This is a genomic window from Bacillus sp. Brlt_9 (genome assembly GCF_051948935.1).
GTDB lineage: Bacteria > Bacillota > Bacilli > Bacillales > Bacillaceae_G > Bacillus_A.
In genome coordinates, this window is record NZ_JAYJLO010000006.1 from 175,107 (window position 1) to 195,284 (window position 20,178).

13 protein-coding genes are annotated in these 20,178 nt (G+C 33.2%); all 13 read right to left on the reverse strand.

Going from position 1 to position 20,178, the window contains the following annotated elements; translation table 11 throughout:
• Window positions 1-32 precede the first annotated feature (32 nt).
• The 13 genes from VF726_RS22790 to VF726_RS22850 all read right to left on the reverse strand — a co-directional run bounded on the left by VF726_RS22790 (window position 33) and on the right by VF726_RS22850 (window position 20,176).
• A complete protein-coding gene (locus tag VF726_RS22790) occupies window positions 33-749 on the reverse strand; it encodes a hypothetical protein (protein WP_440172349.1) in 717 nt (238 codons plus the stop codon).
• A 14-nt stretch (window positions 750-763) separates the two neighbouring features.
• On the reverse strand, window positions 764-2,698 hold the full coding sequence (pglZ, locus tag VF726_RS22795) for a BREX-3 system phosphatase PglZ (RefSeq protein WP_440172351.1): 1,935 nt from the start codon (window positions 2,696-2,698) through the stop codon (window positions 764-766).
• A gap of 12 nt (window positions 2,699-2,710) precedes the next feature.
• Window positions 2,711-5,485: a DNA methyltransferase gene (locus tag VF726_RS22800; protein WP_440172353.1), complete on the reverse strand. Its 2,775-nt coding sequence runs from the start codon at window positions 5,483-5,485 to the stop codon at window positions 2,711-2,713.
• Between the two features lie 16 nt (window positions 5,486-5,501).
• Window positions 5,502-9,200, reverse strand: a complete 3,699-nt coding sequence (locus VF726_RS22805) for a DUF6079 family protein (RefSeq protein WP_440172355.1) — start codon at window positions 9,198-9,200, stop codon at window positions 5,502-5,504.
• A 20-nt stretch (window positions 9,201-9,220) separates the two neighbouring features.
• Window positions 9,221-9,661, reverse strand: coding sequence for a BREX-3 system P-loop-containing protein BrxF (gene brxF, locus VF726_RS22810; protein ID WP_440172358.1), 441 nt, complete (start codon window positions 9,659-9,661; stop codon window positions 9,221-9,223).
• 169 nt (window positions 9,662-9,830) lie between these two features.
• On the reverse strand, window positions 9,831-11,540 hold the full coding sequence (gene drmB / locus VF726_RS22815; RefSeq protein ID WP_440172361.1) for a DrmB family protein: 1,710 nt from the start codon (window positions 11,538-11,540) through the stop codon (window positions 9,831-9,833).
• Window positions 11,533-14,676, reverse strand: a complete 3,144-nt coding sequence (gene drmA, locus VF726_RS22820; RefSeq protein ID WP_440172363.1) for a DISARM system helicase DrmA — start codon at window positions 14,674-14,676, stop codon at window positions 11,533-11,535. Before drmA ends, drmB begins: the two co-directional genes overlap by 8 nt.
• A gap of 290 nt (window positions 14,677-14,966) precedes the next feature.
• Window positions 14,967-15,920, reverse strand: a complete 954-nt coding sequence (locus VF726_RS22825) for a helix-turn-helix transcriptional regulator (protein ID WP_440172365.1) — start codon at window positions 15,918-15,920, stop codon at window positions 14,967-14,969.
• An 88-nt stretch (window positions 15,921-16,008) separates the two neighbouring features.
• A complete protein-coding gene (locus tag VF726_RS22830) occupies window positions 16,009-16,425 on the reverse strand; it encodes a hypothetical protein (RefSeq protein WP_254232354.1) in 417 nt (138 codons plus the stop codon).
• Window positions 16,426-16,494: 69 nt separating this feature from the next.
• The gene (locus VF726_RS22835; RefSeq protein WP_440172367.1) at window positions 16,495-18,339 is read right to left on the reverse strand and encodes a PD-(D/E)XK nuclease family protein; all 1,845 of its coding nucleotides are present in this window, start codon (window positions 18,337-18,339) and stop codon (window positions 16,495-16,497) included.
• A gap of 127 nt (window positions 18,340-18,466) precedes the next feature.
• Window positions 18,467-19,246: a hypothetical protein gene (locus tag VF726_RS22840; protein ID WP_440172369.1), complete on the reverse strand. Its 780-nt coding sequence runs from the start codon at window positions 19,244-19,246 to the stop codon at window positions 18,467-18,469.
• 215 nt (window positions 19,247-19,461) lie between these two features.
• Window positions 19,462-19,638 (reverse strand): hypothetical protein, encoded by a 177-nt coding sequence (locus VF726_RS22845; protein ID WP_000951055.1) that lies wholly within the window; start codon window positions 19,636-19,638, stop codon window positions 19,462-19,464.
• 145 nt (window positions 19,639-19,783) lie between these two features.
• Window positions 19,784-20,176, reverse strand: coding sequence for an SMI1/KNR4 family protein (locus tag VF726_RS22850; protein ID WP_000434549.1), 393 nt, complete (start codon window positions 20,174-20,176; stop codon window positions 19,784-19,786).
• Between the last annotated feature and the right edge of the window lie 2 nt (window positions 20,177-20,178).

Consider the following 20,178-nt stretch of genomic DNA (forward strand, 5'->3'; position numbering starts at 1 on the left):
ATAAGAAAACCTTATTCACCAATGAATAAGGTTTAACTTCTCTTACACTCTACTATTAACATATCTACTCCTTGATGGTGTAACGTTACCTCTTCACATTGACGTAATTCAAACAAATTGAATTCATGACCAAATGGAAATAACATAGGATGGCTTTGTATTATATCAAGTTGTAATGCTGTATTCTCTAAAACATATAACATTATTTTTACAATAAACACATGTAGAACCGGATTACTAATGAATATCTTTTCTGGTAACTGATACGAGCGGTTTTTAGTTGGAATTATAATTCCCCACGCCTTTATACTCATTATTACAGCGCTAGTAGCTACTTCTACTCTCCGCCTATCACCATACTCTTCTTTCATTCTTTTTCCAATCACTGTACTAGGAACTGTATCTTGTAATTGAAACAACTTTCCTAGCTCATGTACAGCATCTTTAAAAAATGGATAAGCTGCTAATGTCATTCCCCAGTGTACAAACACACGCTCTTCTTTTGTTAACACGGGTAATACTTCCAAAACTCTATCACGAATCTCGATTAAATCCTTATCAACTAAATACCATATTTTCATTAACATTGTAACAGCGTTTTTTCTAGACTTCGCTCCTGTAATATCGTTTCGTAAATAGCCATCTAGCACTTCATACATATCTTTGCGAGAATATTTTTTGGCATGATTCGCTATAAAATCTAAATGATGCAATAATACCTTTTGATCAAATCCAACAGGTTTGGTCATAGAATATCCTCTCCTTAATTTTGTTGTACTTTTATAAAAGGTACAACTACTTCTTCTATACTGATTCCACCATGTGTCACAACTTCTTCATTTCTTTGAACAAACGCTTGACCATATTGAGATAAAAGAACATTGTAATTTTCAGGAAGACCAGTATTATTCCAACTCATTGCATCAATTTTAGATGCCGAATCTTTATAAAGTATTGGGTCACTATATATTCGTACTCTTTCGCCTTTTTGATCTACTAAAACACCTTCTGAAATCCGTCCCACCCCTTTAGCTATCGTATTACCATGGTCAGCAGTGAGATAAATAGTATACTTCTCTTTTATTAAATCAACTAATAAGTTTACGAGATAATTAGTCTGTAACCATATTTCTAAATTAGAAACTAAACTTTTTTCGCCTAAAACTGCGTGATGTGTGAACTTATCAATTACATCAATTACTGCTCCATATATTTTTACAGAATTTCTTTTTAATGCAAGAATATTCTCCCTATTGTAATCTTCTTTACCTAATCCTTTTTGATATGCTACATATTGCTTTAACATACCTTGTTTTTCCCAGAAAGCTTTCCAATATCTCTCTTCCGCTGCAGTTGTTTTTATTGTTTTGCTAAATGCAAATGGAATTCTACCTGAAAAAATAGCTTGTCGAGATACAGAAGTAAGTGTCGGTACCCATGCAAATACACCATTTTCCTCAAAAGAAAAACCATTTTCTTTCAAATGTTTTTTCACCTGTTTCCATTGAATAAAACTCATGCCATCCAGTACTAACAGAGCTATCTTTTCATTGTCTCTTCTTTGTGCATGCAATACATGTGGAACATGATGAACCATCTTCGGTTTTGGAATTGGAGGCAAACTTATTAAAGTATGATACTGTTTTAACATCCAATCTTGGAAGTTCTGATTTACTTTCATCATTAATGTGTTTGCCTCTTCCACACATACTGTATCATTACTTTCCAATGCAGTGTACTTATATTCAGCAACCAAATCAATTAACTCAATCCAGTCTTTATACAACTTAATCCTTACAAGTTTCTCGTTAACCCTTTTACTAATGTGGTTTAGCTTTTCGTGAAGCGTCTCTAATTTAGATTCTTCTTCAATTCCTATCTTCATCCAATTAGGGGTTTGTAAAAGTGAATCTTTCTTTACTTTTGAAACGGTCCCTTCCATAAATAAGTTAGCCATTAGTCTCCATACATCATCATTTGTAAATGGATGTATTTTATATAACGGCGCAGGTTCCGAGATTTTCTCACTCTCACACTTTGTATATTCAGATACAAAACAAGACCATTGTTCCTCTAAAAACCCATAAAAAAATCCCGCTGAAGAAATCAATTTTTCTATCGGTAACTTCTGAAACACTTCAAACTGATTGAATTTTTCTATAAGAAACTCCTGTACAACCTGAGGTATTTCTTTCTTTCTATAATGAAGAGAGAGAAGGAGCTTGTACAATTCCACTTCACTATCAATAATTTCATAGGATATTTTATACAAATGTTTTACGATATACTCCAAAGTATCTTTATTAGAAGAAGAGCCTTGATACTGTGCATGCACAGTGAACAAGGCATCTAAATCTTCACGGTTCATACTTCGAAGTATTGGCGCAGAAAACTTTGGAAAGATTGTACTGATATCAATCTTTGTACTAAAGTTACCCTTTATATACTCGTACGGAAACGTAATATCATCATTTGTGTATACCAATAATTTATCAGACTTTAATGACTCACGATATTGTTGCTCGTACAAATAACGAAAAGAAATACTATCTTCAAAACGAATAACCTCATAACCTTCCTCTTTTAAATGACTTAAAAGTAATTCATCATTTAAAAGAAAATCTTGATCATGGACTAATATCATTTTGCTATTTGGATATTGAAATTTTTTCAATATTCCATCACGCCAATTCCCCATCATCATCACCTACTATAGTCCTAAACGAATACAAGCATTATCATAGTACATTAGCAGCTTATCATCTTCTTGAATTATTTTTTCAGGAAGTCGATCTCCGACTTTCACAATCTGATCAAATTCCTTCTCACTATATGCTTTCTTAAATCCAGCACGGATGGCTTCCGTACGGAACTGCTTTAACTTTTTCTTACTACTTTCTAATTCTTCTACATAACCACTAAACTCACGAAGCAACGATTTCTCACGAAGCTTCTCTAGATCTGCTTGCTTGTTTGGATCTGGAACATACCAACGATTCATCGCTTTTTCAATAAGTGCAGAATCATTTGTATCTAAACCACGGAAATCTTTATAATTTCGTCTCAGGTAAGAAGCAACCTGATCTGGTATTTCTCCATCGCCTTCATAGGATAAGAAGTTTTGTTGCAATAAATCATCTAATTCTGGAAGTAATTCATGTTTAGCAATATGTTGAATTTCCTTCATATAATTTGGATGTAAATCTTGTCGAGTTTGCGGTTTCTTTAATAACTGCTGACGAATCCACTCAATTGCACTGTTTTCATCCGATACAAATAAGCTCATTTGTGCAAACTCTTTAACTAGCGTACGTTTTTTATCGTATTCTGCCACTTGACTTTCTAAAAATGCCATGCCGTCACGCATTGGGAAACGTTGTGCTACACCAGATTGAAACTCAGCTGATGAAATCGGAACTGGCAATCCATTTTGAACGTGATATGCTACCATGCGATCGAATAATATACGCGGTGTTCTTTCAGATATAATCTGTGCTTCCCCTTTTACCCCAATAAATACAGGTAATTGTTCTAAATGTTGATTAACAAAAGTCCAAGAAGATTCTGTTGTGTTTATTTCTTTTTTTATCTTCTCAATATTTTCTTGTTTAGGTTTGTATGCAGAAATAACTAAATCTTGTTTAACCGCGGTTGCAGTTGTTACAGCCTTAAAACTACCTTGCTTTTTATCTAAAGCAGATACATTTGCTATAATAAAACCAGCCTTTTGAATCGCTTCTTGGATCGCATTCCAAATAGATGCTTTAGAATTACTAAATTCTACAGTCATCCACCTTCCTGGCTTTAAAATCCGATAATTTTCTTTAAAACAGCTGTACATTAAATCTTTATAATAATTTTCATTTTTTCCTTGTGTATTGTTGACAATTGCTTCAGTTTTCTGATTACTAAACAATCGAAGCCAAGACTCCCAAATAAAATTGAGTTCAGAGTACATTAAATTGGCACCAAACGGTGGATCTGTAAAAATATAATCAACACTATTATCATTGATTTTCATTTCCAACGAAGACTGCGTACTTATAACGCTTGAATTACTAATGCTTGATATTTTTTTTATATCTTGAAATTTTCGTTTTATCTGGTTAAATGGATTGTTTTCTTGTGGAGTCGAACAAATATAATAAGTACCCGAAGTAGACCCACCTTTTTTATTAATTCTCCATCTATACATCCACGTTAAATTAGGAATTGATGCACTTAACACAAACAGTCCAATATTTTTATATGGAGATGACATGACTTCTTTGTATATATCCCCAAGAATAATATCATTCCTAATTGACATTATCTGAAAAACATATTCCAGATTTAAGACTTTTAATCTGCCTATCTCATCTCCTGTAATCATACGATTAACAGGATAAAAAGTTTCCTCTTTATAACTCTTTATTTTCTCAAGCACTAGTAAATCTTCTTTATCTGGTACTTTCTCATATCTTTTAGAGCCTACACTATAGTTAATTAAAACTGGTTTTAATTTCACTTGCGAATGTACTAAGTTTAATTTATTATTAAATTCAGTTTGTGTAGCTCTTTGTACATCTTTTTTCTTTAATAATCCCCCACAGCCTTCACACTTGAATTCTTCTTTAACCTTATTTTCTTTTAAATCAACAGCCACATCCCAATAAGAAAATTCATCACTACAATTGGGACATATAAAAACTTCACTCCATGCAACAAAATTTATTATTCCTTCTGCTCCTTCACTATGTGAAGTTGTTAACATCCATTTATGTTTTTCTTCTATTTCATTTAGCATCTGAAGAAAATATTTCTCAAAGTTTGCAAATTCTTTGTTAGTGTTGTAATTGTAGCTTATATGAGTAGCGACTGTAGATAAATCATTTAATATCGCCTTTCTTTTTCCAAGTTTGGCTACTACATCACCTTCCATATTAAGGATGTTTTTATTATCATCTACTTGCATACCTAACTCATTTATTATTTTTCTATCATCACATAATGAAGCTGCAACTCCAGCCATCCCTGTACCACTAAAACCATCAAAAATTACATCTCCTGGTTCAGTATAATGAAGTATATACTTCATTATTGCTTTATGCGGTACTTTTGTATGATATGCATGAGCCATATACACAGGATCTGATTTCCCTTCACTTACATCGGCTGCAAAAGGTTCACGGTGGTACTCTTCATTTATATCTCTACCATGTTTCTCTACTTTTTCTCTTTCCCACTCTTCAATAAAATCATTTATCCAAGGATTAGGACATACCGTATAATATGGCGGATCAGACAAAGCAATAATATCCTCATCTTCTCCAACAGGAAATCCTTCTATCCCCTTAAGGTCCGGAAGTATTTTACGTAATTCATTTTGAAAATATCTCCGACGGATTTCATCGTTTTCAAATGTCATACCTAAGCAGACAACAGGAACGTTGTCTGCTTGAGTATTTTCATCTAATAGTGATAATTGTTTCGTATCTTTATCCAAATTTGTTTCCTCCTACTTATTTCTTTACCGTTAAACGAACTCGATTTATTTCATTTGTACCAATTAATCCTTTTAGTAGCATATCAAAGTTTTTACGTGCTTCATCTACTGTAATAGGATTTCCATCTCCAAATACTTTCAGAAGTTGCCCCATTTCAATTTGCTCTTTATGAATTCCTTTAAGAACAACACTAATAGCATTAATTAAATTTAATGAAATTGGAAGTTTAAATGCTTTATTTTGAATTAATTCATCCATTAAACGTTTTTGTTCAGATTCAAGTAAATTAATACTTTCTTTTACAATTGAATCATTAAAATTCGTTAATAGTGTTTCTGTCCATGAGTTTAGAAGTTCCCCTAATTGATCTTCTAGCTGCGCCAAAGAAGGCTTTGCTTTATTTTGTTCTTCTCTTGGATTGAATCTGCAATTTGGACACTCCGGCATATGCTGCAGTTTTTCCACTGTTAGATTATAACAATCTTTCAACGCTTTTAAGCTCATTTGCCAATCATCAAAAGCTTGATGAGGTAAGAATGATATCTTAGAGGCCAATGTATTTAAAGCATCATAACGCGGATCCTTTAATAACTCTGATTTTTTCTTATTCTCTGTTGCATTTAATCTTGCTGTTTGATGAAGTACCATATAATGTTCAATATATTCTTTTTTCAATCTCTCAAGCTCTGCCACTTCTCTAGAACAATCTTCATCATTTTTTAAAGCAATGCTTAAATTATCAAGCGACACATCAACATCATCTATCCATTCTTGACTAGGAGACACGATATATCTTGCTTTCGTCAAATAATCTGCTACTTTTGTATATTCATTAATCTTCTGTTGTAACTTCTCAAGCTGATGAACAATTGCTAAGCTTTCTTTTTCTTCTTCAATACGATTTATATCATATTTCAAGTTCACCATTTTAGCACGAGTATTGTAAACTTGTAGCCCTTGTAAAAATTCATTTAAACTACTTAACTTTTTAATTTTTTCTTCTTTCTCTTCTAATGAAAATAACTGTCCATCCCAAATTACAAATCGATTGCGTATATTAGCAACCATCTCAACTGTATTGTTTGTTTCCTCTTTAGCTCTAGAAATAATTCTTTTAATAGAAAAATCTACAGCATCTAAATCAGTAAAATCAATTTGTTCTCCACCAAACATAGCAATTAAAGCTTGTACTGCTGGGACTGGTAAACCACTCGGCTTTTTAATATGACTAAAATATGTTAAATCATTTACAGGCAAACGAACAAATTCAGCAAAATTCATTGCTTCATATGTCGTACCATTTACAGTAACTACAATTTCACCACTTTGAATTAACGATGCTAATACTACCGCTAATAATTCTGGTTCCATTGCGAATTGCTTTGTTAATCTTTGATCCGGTGTCCCTTGTACTGTATTAATGACTTCTATTAATTCATTTTGATTTAACACTTGTCCAGGTTCTTTTTGATTTAGTAATTCTAATACCCATTTCGCATAACCAGAGTTTCTTGCAGTGACATTCCCATTATTATCAAGAAGGACTAAACCATTTAAAATTGCTTCCCCTTGATTTGTTTTCTTTCCATTTAAGTAATCTAACGCATCTTTTACGTATGTTTGCATATTTGATTTCGTAACAAACGATTTATCTAATTTACGAAAAGTCGGGTACTCACTATATTTCACCTCGAACCATTGGGAAAGTAAATCTTGTGAAACCGAATCAAGAATTTGAATTAGGGTATCTGGATTACTTGGAAGGAAGAATCCATGCTCTAAAACATCAGCGTGCTTTCCTCTATAAACAATTTCAAAAGCTTCAACAAAGTTTTCTTTTAACCACTTTACTAACTTCTTCAAATAATCATCCATTTTCGGCTTATATAGATGGCGATTTGTTGTTGTATCTTTGTACATTTCACATGAACCACTATATAGACGTAACAAATTAACAAAATCATCATTTTTCTTAATCAAACGGAAAAATACTTCATCTTCTTTCTGTTCATCTTTAAATTTCGGTTCTTCAAACGGTTGGAGCATATAAATATAAAAGTCACGTTCAGGTTGTGCTGTAGAGCGCTCATTCGGCGCTCCAAAGAATATATATCCTTCACGTTTGACACGACGATCAATCCATGGAATTTCATGCAACCAAATTTTATATCCGCTCACATAAGAAGTATCTGTTACTTCTGTCGCTTGTTTCAATACTTGGAAGTAATAACTATCTAACTGATTGTCTGTCAAACCTTCACCACGCTGTTGAATTAATTCATCAACTGCTGTTACTTTCGCAATATCAATATAATATTGACCATTATCTTTATTTAAAGATACAAATTGGAAACTCGCTGCAGTCATTAAATCTTTCATAGCCGCTTCAATCATCGTTGTTAAAAATTCAGATACGTCTTCATCTAACTCTAACAGCATAGGATTACTTATAAATAATTTGTCACGTAATGCTTCAGATGTAAGACCAATTGGTGTTTTTAAGTCGTCTGTCGTTAAACGATATACAGCTAATGCGTTAACTAGCTGATTGGCTATATTTTTGTATTGACGCTTCACACCTGTCTGAATACATCCTTTTAACATTTCAACTTTATTCATAACCAACTTTACGTTATCATTTGTTCGAAGGGACGAGTCTTCCTCAATGTATTGCCAATAACGATCAAAAGAGATTAATCCTGTAGCTTCTTCAGGAACTTCAAGCATTAATAATTTTTTAATTTCTTTACTAATTGTTTGAAGTACAACACGTTTTTCAGCAATATTTACTTTTTCAAATGTTTCAAGATAGGACGGATGAATTGGATACATGTTTACGAACGTTTCCATATCTTCCGCTAATCCATTGTACAATTTCGTAAATTTACTTAAATGTTCACGAACTAATGCCTTTTGTTCATCATTTTTCTTTAACAAACGCTCAGATACAACAAATGCAATATCCTCACGAACGATCCGAGCTTCTTTAAAACGCTCTTTTACACGACGAAGTGAATCAGCAACAAAACTAAATTTAGGATTATCAAATAGCATTTCCTGTACACCAGAAATAAAACGGAAGCGAGATTTACCACATACTTCTCCTACTTCACGTAAAAAACCTAAATCTAAAGTCAAATCTTGTTCTTTACGACCACGTAAATAGTCAAGTAACTCATCAATTACTAAAAGTAATCCTTTATCTGGATATTGCTCATGGAACAATTCCATCATTTCATAAAACATTTCTTTGTTATTAGTAACTTGATCCGCTGCTGGGAAAGTATAATCAATCCCCATTTTTTCCAATCCACTTTCTAATTCACGACAAATGATATCGCGTAACGGCATTGTAACTGCACCAAATTCGGCACGAACAACTTGAAACCTTCCTTCAATTTCCTTTGCCTTCTCAGCTACTTCTTTATGTCGTAAGTGCTCACTTGCTCCTGGTAATTCTGCAATTGTAGAAATAACACTCATTAAATGAGATTTACCCGTTCCATAGTTACCAACAATAAGCATTCCTTTATTATCAACCCAACGATCGAATTGAATATTTTCAATAATCTCATTCGTTAGTTTTTCTGCCATGTTATCTGAAATAACATATGTATTTAATAGTGAAATTGCATAATCTGTATCATTTGCTTCTTTTAGTTGAACAACCGATTCAACTGCTTCAAACTTTATTAAATCTCCATATTTTAACATCCTTGCAACACTTCCTTTGTTTAATTCGTAATTGGTTTCCCTTCAAAATTACCATTTGAATAATATTCTGGATGTCCATTCTCAGCATAAATCAACTGCCCATTTCTATATATTCCCGGCCATATTACAATGAGTTTATTTCGTTTGCTTATGTTTTCTAACAAACGAATTGAATTAATTTGTAAAACCGGATCAAATAAAATATCAATATATTGAAGTAAATATATTTTAGATGGATTATTAATCTTATTTTGCATAGCTTCTTCAACATAAAGTGGATATTTATTTTTTGAAATAGTCACTAGTGATTCACTTAATATTAGATTTACATTCAATACTTCAATATCTGAATTTAAACTAACTATTTCGTCCACTATAGATTCAACATTACATACAAAAATCAACTTATGCCACCAAGAACTCATATTTTCTATCTCATTTTTTAAAAGATGAAAATCCATCTAGCATACATCCTCTTCAACTAAAATTACAATACATAAAATTAAATTTTCTTTTTCAAAATCCCTATTTTTCGTGTATTTAAAATTCCCTTATATAAAATATAGTAATATAACTTAAATATATTCACAATGAAAAATGGCAATGAAACCCTTCCTAAAAATGGGATTATTATTTGAAAAGTGTCATATTTTCAAATCCTAACAGTGGAACTGTCGTACGACGATCTAATAGATGATTATTCCATTCACATGATGTTTCAGAAACATAAGAACATGCATGACATGCAGCACCATTAATAGATGTTTGTAATTCAAAATCACCATCAGAGCAATGAGGATCTGATGAACAATACTCAAAACGTTCTAATGCTCGTATAAAAATTGGATACAATTTTTCTGGCTTAGATAGTTCAATTAAACCACCTAAACTGCCTTCTGAATCAGAAGACGCTGTGTAAATTAATACGCCCATCATATCAGGACCACAATATAATCTTTCTCTTAAAGATGTTGAGGAATATCCCGAATGTGCTGCAAACTCCTTGATTAACATGTGTGAAAATGTGTGAATCAGAATATCCTTTGGTGCTAAATCTCGACTACTATAACCAAGCTCTTCTCGCATGACATTATATTTATTAATGATTTTGTTAAGTTGCTGCTGTACATTTTGATCTGCTTGCCATTTGTAAATCGCTTTAGGATTAAATTCAAAAAATACGCCTTCACCATGTACTAAAACACCAGGTAACCAATTTTGTCTTTCTTTCATAATAGGAAGTGCATCTAGAGCTTCTTCAAAAAATGGATCTGGATAGTTCAAACGTGTAAATCCATTTAGCACTCTTACTTCACGTAATCGGTCTACACGAACAATCGAATTAAAATATGTAGACATTTCCTCATGTATTGCAACTTGTTTACTAACAAAACCTGTTTCTTCTTGGTCATTAATATCACCAGAAATTAATGTTAACCATTCTTGTTTACGTATTGAATCGTAATTTACTGTCTCCTCATTTAGATAATAATTCATGATCCTTTCATAGTCACTTTCTGGTCTACCTAAAACTGAACAAATCAACGTCTTTTTTGCATTGTCATCATAGTTCTGCATTTCTAGTAAGTTTGCAATTACATCCCTTTTGCTATCAACTATAAACATGATTTCATCACCAGACGAAGCTGTTAAAGGAATTGAAAGAACGCTTGTAATAATTGGTGTATAAATATTGGAAGCTCCACGCAAACTTGTTTTCATACTTTCCGAGCATTCTTCTTTATCATTTAACCAAGGGCGCTCACCAGTACATTGAGGAACATATTTTTCAATTTCCTCCGTTTTCATAATTTGAGCAAGACTATTCTGTTCACCACATTTTACACATGAAACAACAATATCCGATAATGAACCAGCAGAACCTTTCGATTTATATTTCAAGACTGATTTATCACTAGAACATTTTTTACCATTATGCACCCAATCAATCCAAGGAAAATCACTTAAATGTCCTTTTTCACAAACGAGAATAAAACGGGACGGATACAATTTAACACTTTTGTCTTCATTTTTCTTACAATAAAAACACTCTTTACTTGCAAACGAATCCATCATCCCACAAGACGGACATATTCTCCATCGCGGAAACGATCTCGCTCCAACTTTTATACGATCTTCTTCCTCACTAATCAACTTAATATAATCAATATTTAACATTCTCTCTATTCTTGGCTCTTGATAACGATTTTCTCTTGGGATTGACCACTCATCCGCTGCAGAGATAACTACACTATCCTCTAGTAAATCAACAATAGCACCCGGTCCATGATAGTGTAATAACTGAGAAGGGCGCAATTTACCTATTTCCTGCTTACTCATAATTTCTCATCTCCACAATTTTAATTTCACCTTCAACATTTCGTAATGAATTTAATGTAGGTTTTGCATATTGATAATTTGTTCTTTCTTTGAAATTTTTTAAAATATGCCTTGTCCTTCCTTGTTTAACGTTTTGTCGGTAACTTAATTTCTCTTCAGAAATCGCCCTATTTTCCCACCACGAATAGATTTTCTCTATCTCTTTTTTTATATCATTTAGTTCTACTTCACTTGTAGATACCGCTCGTTTTATAATAAATTCTAGAATTTCATCAGTTATGCTGTTTTGCCTAAACTCCACCGCACCATTTTCTTTACGCAATGTATAATCGGTTTGTCGAATCATTCCGACTACAAGACCAGTTAATCCTCTTTCAAGGCTACCACTTGCAAAGGAAGTTACACTTGTCGGTTCAACATAACGATACATCGCCTGATGAAATGCATTGAAACGTTCAAAATGTGATAAATCTCTTGATCTCATCGAATTAAATAAAGTAACAACCAAACCTGGATAGCTACGACCAACACGACTCGTAGCCTGAATATATTCAGAGGCCGTTTTTGGCTGACTGTGCATGACCATTAGCCCCAATCGATTCACATCTACTCCAACAGAAATCATATTAGTTGCTAATACTACATCTAATCCATTCTCATCATATTTACGTTCAATCGCACCTAGCACTTGTGGGATTTCCGCCGCTTTTTTTCTCGAAGTTAATTCTTCCGTAATTAATGGATTGACCGTTTTACTTCGATCACTTAGTAATTTTAAACGAATCGGGATTTCGTCTTTTAACTTCGTTGATGTACCAGATAATTCTTTTACTGTATTAAAGTAACCAAGAATAGTCCAATATGGATCAATAGAGTCATCCTTTTCCTCTAGATTACGAACGATAGAGAGCAATGCAGCATAAACGTGTACCGTATGAATTGCACCACTAACACCTGGTGCACAAACACCTAAATAAAAACGACCAGGTTTTTCTTCTATCGGAATTTGGTAAGAAAAATAATTATCACGCGCATCCGTTACCGATAAAGGAAATTGAGACACTTCTCTACCATACAACCGTTTAACTTGTTCTTGTGCTCCACGAATCGTTGCTGTTGAAGCAATAATTTTAGGGCCTTTTCCATTGTATTGGCATAAATAATCAATTGCTAATTCATACAGTCCTGTTAAGGAGCCTAATGGTCCACTAATTAAATGCAGTTCATCTTGAATTATTAATTCAGGTGGTATTAAACCGTCTATTTCTTCTGTATAAATCCGTTGCTTATTAATTAAATGATAACCCTTATAATCTATATCATTTACAAACCCTTCAATAGGGCTATAGTGTGTTTTCCAACCAAACAACTCACAAAAACGTTTATTCCAAGCAATTTGCGCAATTTTATCTACTGTACCAATTAAGATTGTAGGCACATGATTGTATATAACTTCATCTACAGTATAGGCTGGAATGCCTCCATTACTAGCGTAATAACATTCTGAGTGACTACAAGTAATTCTCTGTCTATGATCTTCAAAGTGATAATCGTGTGCAGATAAACTCGAACCACACCAAGGACAATTTTCTAACTGCACTGGATTTGCCTCAGTCACTTCATTCCCATCAATAATTTGTTGTAACTTTTCCTTTGCTTCTTCAATTTTATTTGGTGTTGAAGCTTGGCCAATCCATAACCCAATTGAAAAAGGCTCTAACCCCCATAATACAGGATCCTTTTGACGTAAAAACTCCGCTGCGCAAACCATTGCAGTAGCACGTTGAAATTGTTGGGTAGTTAGTAATCTTAGTGTATATCTCATCAAAACAGTTACTCCTGCATATGTTTCACGTTGATGCGCTACACCATTTAACCGTCTCAGCCCCATTAAGAAAGCTGCTACTCCTAAATACGCTTCAGTTTTCCCTCCACCTGTTGGAAACCATAGCAAGTCAACCAAATCACGATCTTTATGTTCGGGATTACTAATCCCATCAATATTCATTAAAATAAACGCCAACTGAAAAAGTCTCCACTTACCATTATAAACCGGCTCAACTCTTTCACTGTTGGATCGATATTTTAGTGCCACTTTAGATTGAGCTTGTTGAATCGCTATTACTCTATTCATAAATCTAAATGCCTTTAATTTTTTATCATTTGATACTACCGATAAAATACCATTCTCAATTCTTTCAATGATTCGGCTAACTTTAGATAAATTATTATTCACTACACTATGTAAATGACTAGGAATTACTTCGAATTTATCTGATTGCTCTTTTACCCACACCCTATACGAATAAACTAATTTATATAAATTAGTTTGCAATTCTTCTGCCGACATCTCAGCCAGTTCAACCATAGAAGTTGTTAACTCCTTTATTTCCTTATGCTCGACAATTGGCACTTCTGTAGTTGGTAGCCATGTAGTTTCTAATAAACATTTCCCTTCACTGAAACTATAGCCGACACCAATACCATGACCGATAGCATATTCATTTACATGACGGTACAATAATTCATCTTCCAAATTCCATTGGTCTGCTCGTGAACTAAACTTCGCTATCGATTCCTCTTTAACTTCTAGGGCAAGCTTTGTTTGAAACATGATCTCATTTTGAAGTGGATAAGAATCACGTTTATACCCATTTAACAAATAAAAACTAACATGATATATTCCATCTCTTTCTTTTACCTTACATCGGAGAACTCCTGGTTCCTCTAATTGCCACTCTTTATTTTCTGGAATAATATTATCAAGCGTAACCATAATAGGTTTTCGCACATGATTTTCACCATACATTCCCCATGAAATCTTAATATTGATAGGAACTAATTGACTCATTCGAAAACTACATCCCATAGATGAAGCTCGAAACGGATTTCGGTTGGCAATCAACTCATCCACATTCTCTGTATCTAACAACTCATTTGTTTGAACATCATATTCTTCTTCATTTACAACTTCAACTGTTGATCCAAAAGGAACTAACTTACCTGTTAAATAGAGTGCCATAGGTGTTTTCTTACTACTTAATACTTCATGCTCTTCTATAGGTCCGATTAAAATTTTTTCAAGATCAGCAATTAATTCTGTTCTACGTTCAAGATGAGAGTTTAATTTTTTCATTTCAGCACATTTCTCCTTCTTACATTTTTAAATTTCCATTTTGGCATAAGGAAAAAAATAGGAACATATTTTCATATTACATAATCTTTCTATATATGTGCTATTTTTCTATTAATTACATAATTTTTTTACAAATTACTTTCCTATATGTATATCCTTCATATTTATATTTAACACAGTTCTACTAGTCTATAATTTATCGTTTAAACTAATTCATAATAATAATCTGATACTCAGTTAGCGACCTAAACAATAAATATTAAAACTTAGCGACTAACAGCCATGAAATTTTACAAATCAATAGAGTTATACAACTCCAACAACTTCCTACTCTCCTCAACAACCTCTTCTCTTAATCCCTTTGGTTCAACCACCCTAACCGAGGCACCCATCCCTAAAATCCACTTCTTAATCGACTCTTTCCCGCTCATCGTTGCATGGAAGAGAATGCTGCCATCCTCATTATGTTCTATCATTTGATTCTCTCCCCAAATGGATTCTGGTACGGATACGGCGAATGGTGGATAGATGAGTAACTCTACTTCTAATGGTTCTTTCATGATGCCGAATTTCGGAAACTCTTCTCGGATATCGAAATTGCCGGGTATTTTATATGTATCATACAAAGTTTTAATATCTTTTATTCGAGATAGTTTAAACATACGTTTTTCTTTTTTATCATTACACAGTGCTAGACAATAAAAGAATTCGTTGTAGTGCACAAAGCCGTACGGATCGATAATTCGTTCTGATCTTTCGCCAGATAGTTTCTCATACTGGATTTTTACTTTGCTTCTTGTAAATAGCGCTTCTTGCAGTTGTACATATTTTTGATTTTCATCCGAAAATGCATAATTCGGCTTCGATCTTTGCACAAAATATATATGGCGGTCTTTATTCGTTTCCACTTTCCGAACAGCATTCAATTTATCTAACGCTACTTGTGCGTCCTTTGCATAAATGTCATTACCTTTTGAAACTAGTTTTTTAATAGAGAATGTTAATGCATCTAGCTCTTGTTGAGACATATTTTTAATAGGAAATAGCGATGTATTCGAAAGAGAATAACCACCGTACCTGCCTTTTGTTGTCTCTATTTTTATACCTGCCATTTCAATATCATCACGATAAATACGGACCATCCGCTCTTTCACTTCTAACAACTCTGCCAATTCACTAATTCTCATTTTTCCTCTCGCATGCAGGAGTTCAATCATGTATAAGCAGTTACTTAATTTACTCATATAATTCCTCGTTTCTATTCATCCATCCTCATTCAAGTATAAAAGAATAGAATCATCTTTTAAATTGTTTCTATATACTTCCAAAACATCAATATATCACCCCAAAATGCACAGTAGCACACCCATGACATACACCATCTCTATCAAGATGTTCTGGCAAAGTTTTTGTATTACAAAACTGACACTGCTGATACCGCCTCTTTCTAAAATCAGCCACCATACGAATACTCTCTTTTATTTCCACCGCTTTCTCACTGTCACTTAATTCCTCTAGATGTTCCCATAATAATATATGATGCGTAAACCGTGTCATATCTGGCATGACAGAACTATTCCATACCCATCTATAAAACCCTATTTCTAGCCCAATTTCTCCTGCACGAATAAACATGTTCGGATCAAAATCCAGCCCTCGAACTGCGAATTCGACATCTAGTTCTTTCAACTCGCAAAGCTCCAGTTGTTTTGATAAAAATTGTTGTATCTCTGTTTTTGCTAATTTCATTAGTGATAAATCTCCTTCATTAAATTAAAGTAATTGCCAAGTACATTCCTCTGTACTTGGCAATTGTTTTTAAATATGAACGCCCTCTTCAGCGATATCCGTTAACATTTGGATGACATTTTTACAACCTTCATCACTAAATAACTCGTTCATTGCACTTAGTACTACATCTTCACCTGACCAATTACTAATCGGACATGTGCGTGTATAAATTTTAGTAAACATCGCTTCCGGTCTTTTAGCTTGTAGGCTTATTTTTTTCCCTTTACTTTCAAGCTTATGTAATAGCATTAGTCTCTTTTGTGGTTCCAACGGCCCGATTTCTAGCGTAAGTTTTAATCTATTATCTTTCAAACGTTCAAACCACATAATCGCGCAGTTATTTAACCACCAATTCCATTTCGGTATACCAAATTGTTCTTCAAGCGAGCGAAACTGTGGCATAATAAATGACGGTTTTTTACTACTAATATTATAAAGATCTTCCTGAAGGTTATGTTGACGAATAAATGATTGGAACGCATTAGCTAAAACATCTACATCTACTTCTACTCGATTACGTTCTTCAGGCGTATGTTCTTCTCCATTTATAAAGCTAGCTATCGTATCATCTATCGCAGAAACGACTTGATTAAATTCTGCACTATTATACATGTTATTCATTACTTGAAGAATCTCATCTTGATCCGCCCAATCCTTAACATCCATATATACCGTGTAAATTCTCGTAAACTTCGCTCCATTTTCTTTCGCTTTCTCTTTAATCGTCACACCATTCTCTTCTAACTTACATAATAACTTTAATCGATTCTCATATTGTTCTAACGGACCTACTTCAATCGTAAGCTTCATACGCCCATCTGGTTCTCTTTCAAACCAAGTAATAAGAGCATTACGTAACCACCATTCACCGTTTGGAACTCCGACAAACTCATCAAGTTGTCTCCATTCTTCAAAAATGAATGATGGAATACGAATATGTTCCTTGTAGCAGCCATTTGGTATTTGATTTTGTTCTACAAACTGTAAGAACGCCTCTCTCATTACACTATTTCCAGCTTTATGTATAAAACGAAGTGTTTCAGCATACTTCTTATAAATTTTGCGAAGATCTTCTTTCACTTCACCATCCAATCTCTTCACAGCTCGTTGCAACTCTTTACTAACAAACTTTCCAACCACTTTTCCGTTACCATTTAAACATAGAAAATCAACAGCAGCTTTATGATTTTTATACACTGTTAACGCTAGTTCAATGTCTTCCTCATCACGAACTAATTCTCCCTCTAATATATCAATATAATAGGAAATAAAATCTTTAATCGTACTAGACGTATACTCACTATAAATTTCTAATTGCCCTTTCAGGATATTTAATACATCCCCATAATCTAAAGTGAAATAATCTTTATGACTTGGTGCACTACCATCTAAACTTAAAAAGATTGGAATGATCGTATATTCTTTATATTTCTCGCTAACAAAATTGATATAATTTTGTAATTGTCCATCTGATTCCGATGACTTATATTTATTTTCAATCAGAATAGCAACCTTTTGCGACTCTGATACTGCCAAAATATCAATTCGTTTATTATTTTCCGTCTGTACTTCACGGAAAACTTCCAAATCTTGAAGAGACTGCTTATGTAATTTAATAAAATTATATCGCCTAATTAACTCCTCATTTTCCGTTTTTACAAACGTTTTAGAAAGCAACTTATTTACAAACATAGAACTTAAATGATGATTCTCCGTAGGATCAAGTAACCAAGCAATCATATTAGAATGCCTAATCTCAAACTTATCCACCTTCAATATTTTAAAAGGATTAAAACGATTAAACTTACTATGTAACTTCTCAAACTCCATCGAATCATCTAAAAGCGCTAAAATCTCAAAATTATAATCCATTCCCCACACCGCCGCTTATAAATTTGTGAACACTTCTCTTCAATAATCATTTTAATGTATTGTTATAAATAAATTATAGTTTGTAATGTGGTAGTATGTGTGTCATATTAACAAATTCTTTACACTCTCATTTTTCTTCAAAATATGAATCGGCCTTTACTGCTCCTTCCGGTTTCTCCTCTACACCATTATCCTCTTCAAAATACGAATCCGCCTTTACCGATCCCTCTGGTTTTTCTTCTACTCCCTTATCCTCTTCAAAATACGAATCCGCCTTTACCGATCCCTCCGGTTTTTCTTCTACACCTTTATCTTCTTCAAAGTACGAATCCGCCTTTACTGCTCCTTCTGGCTTTTCTTTTACATTTTTATCTTCTTCAAAATATGAATCCGCTTTTACCAATCCCTCTGGTTTTTTATCTTCTTTTACCTCATTTTTATTATTTTGATTTTTCTCTTCTTGATTATCTCCATCATAGATAGACTGCAACATAGCGGCTGTTATAAGCTCGTTTTGCGCTATATCATTTAAAGCCATTGCTTTTAATTTGAATGTTTGATCCCCTTTATTTAAAACAAATTGAATTTTAGCTTTTACTTCTTGTTCTTGATATACGCAATTCCCTGTAAACTCGACGATTTCTTCATGATCCTCCGAAACAAAGTATTTCCATTTCGGATTCTTAAAAAATTTATGAAAAGCTTCTTCTATCGTCACCTTCTCATAACCTGGTAATTTAGCAGTTTTTATTTGCTGTACATGTTCATGATCTTTTGTAGTAGCTACTGCAACTTCTTCTTTTACTTTTTTATCTGCTTTATTTACAGCTTCGTCCACATCATCTTTACTACAACCTGCTGCTAGTAAAATAGCACTTAATAAAATACTCCCCATAACTTTTTTCATCTTATTTCCTCCATACATATCGAATTTGAATTAAGCAATTTGTCAAAACTCAGCTTTAAAATAATATATCTTCGCTTATTTTATATATCGAATTATACTGAATTAAGGTGGACAGATTTTGTCCTTTTCTGTTTTAGTTAGATAAATCCCATCACAAAAAATCACCCTCTAAACGATTCATTTAGGGGATGATTTCATCTACTTCAAAATTGACTTCAATAAATTTTCGGAGTATCTGATACTATCCCATTTACAATTTTAATCAATTCTTCTACTGCATGTTCTTTAGTATATAGTTCGTCCACCATTAGCGAATGTGTTGTTAACGCTATTTGGCTAACCAATTCTGTTTTCCATGCAACTAATAACAACCTTTCTTCTTGTGACAACATAAAACTACACCCTTTCTATATAGAAAAACCTTTTCAATTCTATAAGTATTACCTAGATTTTAAATTCCAACCTTTATCGAAATATAAAAAAGCTCCATTCATGATAATGAATGGAGCCACGCTGTATAGTTTTACACTAAATATTTTATATAACTTCTTTGCTAAGGTAATCTACTAAAGAATTAAAAATAAGTTTCACCGAACCATTCGCACATTCATAAACCATTCCATCTTTATGTAACAAAATAAGAATTCCTTCGGATCCCATATTTTCTATAACAATATAATCTGTCGTTAATGCTTTTTCAAATTGTCGCTCTTCCAGAGTAGACTCAACAACATTCAAATATCCGCTAGTACCTAACCCAAAAACTTCATGACCATTAAGAGATATGATACCTAATTCGCTTAACAACTTCTTATATTGTTCTGGAAAGTTGAATTGCAAATCTTCTTCGGCTTGTTTAATTTCAGCCGCACTAACTCCCCCAATATATTTAGCACCTTTTTCTTTCATAACTAAAATAAATTGTTCCATGC